General features: G+C 33.5%; 5 protein-coding genes. 4 read left to right on the forward strand and 1 reads right to left on the reverse strand.

Annotated elements, in window-relative coordinates; genetic code table 11:
- Positions 1-105: 105 nt before the first annotated feature.
- The 4 genes from FNW07_RS13455 (at position 106) to FNW07_RS13470 (ending at position 3,854) form a co-directional block, all read left to right on the forward strand.
- Positions 106-441: a hypothetical protein gene (locus FNW07_RS13455; protein WP_126745377.1), complete on the forward strand. Its 336-nt coding sequence runs from the start codon at positions 106-108 to the stop codon at positions 439-441.
- A 186-nt stretch (positions 442-627) separates the two neighbouring features.
- Positions 628-1,134: a hypothetical protein gene (locus tag FNW07_RS13460; RefSeq protein ID WP_126745378.1), complete on the forward strand. Its 507-nt coding sequence runs from the start codon at positions 628-630 to the stop codon at positions 1,132-1,134.
- 168 nt (positions 1,135-1,302) lie between these two features.
- Entirely contained in the window at positions 1,303-1,758 is a 456-nt protein-coding gene (locus tag FNW07_RS13465) for a hypothetical protein (RefSeq protein WP_144265641.1), read from the forward strand.
- A gap of 1,802 nt (positions 1,759-3,560) precedes the next feature.
- Complete coding sequence (locus FNW07_RS13470) at positions 3,561-3,854, forward strand: hypothetical protein (protein ID WP_144265642.1); 294 nt, start codon at positions 3,561-3,563, stop codon at positions 3,852-3,854.
- Between the two features lie 593 nt (positions 3,855-4,447).
- Here FNW07_RS13470 and FNW07_RS13895 read toward each other — a convergent pair.
- Positions 4,448-4,639 (reverse strand): hypothetical protein (locus FNW07_RS13895; RefSeq protein WP_221931750.1); only part of this gene is annotated, 192 nt, incomplete at its 5' end.

Here is a 4,639-nt window from a genome sequence, read left to right on the forward strand (position 1 = left end):
AAATTTGGTGCAAAAATGCGGGAAATAAAACGGTAGATTTAAAAACCTAAAAATTGCGCTAGAAACTTGAAACCGCCTAAGACTACTCATTAATTTAGATAATCCATGAATTTAGACGAACTAGTGAATTCAATTCCTGATAGCGAATTAGAGTTGAAAAAGAACTTTAGAAATCACATTGAGGACTGGAAAAGAAACACTGAAAGTGTTACTCATTTGGAAAGTCAAATTGGAAAATGGCATGGCAATGTTTGGTTTGAAAACACAGAAGTTTCAAATCAATTTTACATAGACTATTGTAGTTTTCGGGACGAATCTATAAAAAATATTGGAGGAATGACAATTAATGAGAGATTGTATCAATTTAGTTTATTTGATTTATGGGATTTGAATGATACAGAAACACAAATGAATATTAGAAAGAAATTAAACGCTGATTAAAAATGACAGCCTATAACAGCGGTTTGCCTCAATGGCGTAATTCTGTGATTCTTTAGAAAATACGCTGATAACTCAAAGTTTGGTTTATATTTGTGATGGTTCGGTGATGGGGAACGCCACTGAGGCAAGCCACCGGACGTTAGCCGACATTTTGAGAAACTTAGCATTAAAAACAAACAAAAGAGAATGAATCATTATTTACCCTATATATTTGGGATTTCAACTTTACTTTTAGGAATATATTTATTTTTAATTTCATTTGGTATTTATAACCCAAAAAATAGAACTACCGAACAGATTAAAAAATCTGAAAGTTTTCAAGAAAAATATGGAATATTTATGAAAATCATCTCAGTGATTTTGATTTTGCGAGGTGGATACAATTTATTAAATGCTAATCCAGAGCGCTATGCAATTAACTCTAGTAAAAAAGAATCTGTTTGGAGTGAAACTGCAAAAGATAGCTTAAATAAATATTGTTTAATTGGCATGGGTAAACAAGGCCTTGAATTCGAGAAAATAAATTTTGATTATTGCAATTGTACGAGTGAGAAAATAATGAAAACTTATTCACAAGAAGAATATGAAAATATAATTAAGAGATCTCAAGAAGAGCAATATAAAATATTTTCCGAACTAGTTAAAGAATGTAAAGATAAACTAAATCAAAAAATTGATAGTATACAAAAATAAAAACGTCGGCTAACAGCGGTTTGCCACAATGGCTTAATTCTGTGATTCTTTAGAAAATACGCTGATAACTCAAAGTTTGGTTTATATTTGTGCTTGTTCGGTGATAGGTACGCCACTGAGGCAAGCCACCGGACGTTATAAAACATTTACAAAAGAGACCTCAATCGAATGAAAAACATCATATTTATACTTTCATTTCTATCCTACTTGCAGGCAAATGCACAAGACAAACCTTATTTAACACAAAAGCAGAATTTAGCATGGGTTAATAACCTAAAAGACCTTCAACTAAAAAGTGAGAAAATAGATTTCATAAAAGCTAAAATATATTCTGATACTCTTTATGAAAAAAGAATAATTTTAGACAATTCTCGTGACCCTGAAAAACATATTTGTCAATCACTGATTGTGATTATTTATCTAAACAAATATTATAAAATAGATTTACGTGAGAATCGAAATGCAAAGTCGATTATGAAATATATTAGTGACGAAAATGTCCTTGAAATAAAAATTTTAGATTATCCAGAAAATGTTACTCTATACGGAACAGAAGGTCTTTGCGGAGTAGTAACAATTTACAGCAACAAAAAATTGGGCCGAAAAATGAAAAACGTTTTATAACAGCGGTTTGCCTCAATGGCTTAATTCAGTGATTCTTTAGAAAATACGCTGATAACTCAAAGTTTGGTTTATATTTGTGATTGTTCGGTAACATTTTAAGCCACTGAGGCAAGCCACCGGACGTTGTGCGTCATTTTGGTTGCGCTAAAACCAATAACTTCTAAAAACCCATTGAGAATGAAAAAATATCAACTGAATTCTGAACTTAATAGTTTGAATATGTTCATTATTTATTTAATCTCATTCACTTTTTTTATATGCTTTATTTACAATTTATACATTAAATACGTTTTTGGAATTGTGATGTGGTTTTTAGTTTTAACGAGTATTTATTTTAGCTTTTTTCGGAACATTCTCAAATATAAAAACGTCGAATTTGATTCCGAAAATATTTACTTTGACGAAAATATTATTCCTCTAAAGAATATTATAAAAATTGGGAATGGGAAAATCTATTATGAAGAAAACGGAAAACATAAAAAAATTTTTTTCAGATACAATTATTATGAGAATAACATAGAAATATTAAAAACGTTTCATCGAGAAGTTTAATTTAAAAAACGAACGCACAACAGCGGTTTACCTCAATGGCTTAATTCTGTGATTCTTTAGAAAATTCGCTGATAACTCAAAGTTTGGTTTATATTTGTGATTGTTCGGTAACATTTCAAGCCACTGAGGCAAGCCACCGGACGTTATCTGGAACCGTATTACAGAAATTTCGGTTAAATAAAATATTGGTTTTCTTGAAAACTTAAAAGCCAAACTTACTCAAAAAAGTGGAAGCGTGAAAAACCGAACTCACTTAAAAAACAACTCGCCGAAAAGCCAAACTGACGCCGAAACGTGGAAGCGTAAAAAGCCGAACTCACTCAAAACATATTTTGTCGAAAACTCACTGTATCAAAAAGAACAGCTCCAGATAACATCGGTTTGCATCAATGGCTTAATTCCATCATTCTTTAGAAAATACGCCGATAACTCAAAGTTTGGTTTATATTTGCAGTTGTCCGGTGATAGGCAAGCCACTGAATGCAAGCCGCGGGGACGTTAACTGTAACCGTGTTTCAGAACTTTCGGTGAAATTAAAATATCGGTTTTCCTTAAAACGTAAAAGCCAAACTTACTCAGAAAATTGGAAGCGTGAAAAGCCGAACTCACTCAGAAAACAACTTTATGCAAAGCCAAACTTACTCAGAAAATTAGAAGCGGAAAAATGCAGAACTCACTCAAATAACATTTCGTCGAAAAACCAAACTGAATCGTAAAAACGGCAACAGTTAACATCGGTTTGCATCAATGGCTTAATTTCGTGTTTCTTTAGAAAATACTCTGATAACTCAAAGTTTGGTTTATATTTGCAATTGTCCGGTGACAGGTAAGCCACTGAATGCAAGCCGCGGGGACGTTATCTATAACCATATTACAGAACTTTCTTTGAAATTAAAATATGGTTTTTCTTGAAATTTAAAAGCCAAACTTACTCAGAAAATTGGAAGCGTGAAAAAGCCGAACTCACTCAAAAAATACTTTGCTGCAAAGCCAAACTCACGCTGAAAACTGGAAGCGTAAAAACCGAACTTACTCAAAAAATATTTCGCCGAAAAACCAAACTGAATTCTAAAATGGCAATAGATAACATCGGTTTGCATCAATGGCTTAACCAGTGATTCTTTAGAAAATACGCTGATAACTCAAAGTTTGGTTTATATTTGCAATTGTCCGGTGATAGGCAAGCCACTGAATGCAAGCCGCGGGGACGTTAGCAACTATTTGGCATCAGTTTAAAAATCGTAGTAGAAATGTTCAAAATATTTGAAAAAATAACAGAATTAATAGGTTGGTTGCAAATTGCAATCTCCCCTACTCTGTTAGGTTTTGGAATTGGATGCATTGTTTATTACAATTTTCAAAATTCAATCGGATTCATTATAGGAATTGTAATTTCAATTATTGGACTAGTTTGCGGAATTGTTTTGGCTACAACTAAATTCAAAACAACTGGAACTGTGCATTTTCTATCCCGAATTATGGCAACGCCAGAATTAGACAAACCAGATGAAACCGAAACCGAAACCGAAAGCGCCGAAAAATAAAAACAGTTGCTAACAGCGGTTTGCCTCAATGGCTTAATTCTGTGATTCTTTAGAAAATACGCCGATAACTCAAAGTTTGGTTTATATTTGTGATTGTTCGGTAATAATCACGCCACTGAGGCAAGCCACCGGACGTTATCTGGAACAATATTTCAGAAATTCCCGCCAAATCAAAATGACAGTTTTTTGAAACATTTATTGGGTTAAATCTTGTCGAGTTTTGAAACCTAAAAGCCAAACTTACGCTGAAAATTGGAATCGCAAAAAGCCGAACTCACTCAAAAAACTTATCGAAAAGCCAAACTGAAGCCGAAAACTGAAACGCAAAAGCCGAACTTACTCAAAAAAATATTTCTCCGAAAACCAAACTGATCCTAGGAATTGCTCCAGATAACATCGGTTTGCATCAATGGCTTAATTCGGTGATTCTTCAGAAAATACGATGATAACTCAAAGTTTGGTTTATATTTGCAGTTGTCCGGTGATAGGCAAGCCACTGAATGCAAGCCGCGGGGACGTTATCTATAACCGTATTACAAAAACTACGGTGAAATTAAAATATCGTTTTGCTTGAACTTAAACGCCAAACTTACTCAGAAAATTGGAAGCGGGAAAATGCCGAACTCACTCAAAAAACAAATCGCTGCAAAACCAAACTGACGCCGAAAAGTGGAAGCGCTAAAGCCGAACTTACTCAAAAAATATTCCGCCGAAAAACCAAACTGAACCGAAGAACGGCAATAGATAACATCGGTTTGCATCAATGGCTTATTTCGTGTTTCTTT

It is taken from the genome of Flavobacterium sp. GT3R68 (genome assembly GCF_007109225.1).
Lineage (GTDB): Bacteria > Bacteroidota > Bacteroidia > Flavobacteriales > Flavobacteriaceae > Flavobacterium.

What these genes read in the sequence shown, in the direction of transcription:
- FNW07_RS13470 (WP_144265642.1), top strand. Translation starts at nt 3,561, where the DNA reads ATGTTCAAAATATTTGAAAAAATAACAGAATTAATAGGTTGGTTGCAA.
- FNW07_RS13460 (WP_126745378.1), top strand. Translation starts at nt 628, where the DNA reads ATGAATCATTATTTACCCTATATATTTGGGATTTCAACTTTACTTTTA.
- FNW07_RS13455 (WP_126745377.1), top strand. Translation starts at nt 106, where the DNA reads ATGAATTTAGACGAACTAGTGAATTCAATTCCTGATAGCGAATTAGAG.
- FNW07_RS13465 (WP_144265641.1), top strand. Translation starts at nt 1,303, where the DNA reads ATGAAAAACATCATATTTATACTTTCATTTCTATCCTACTTGCAGGCA.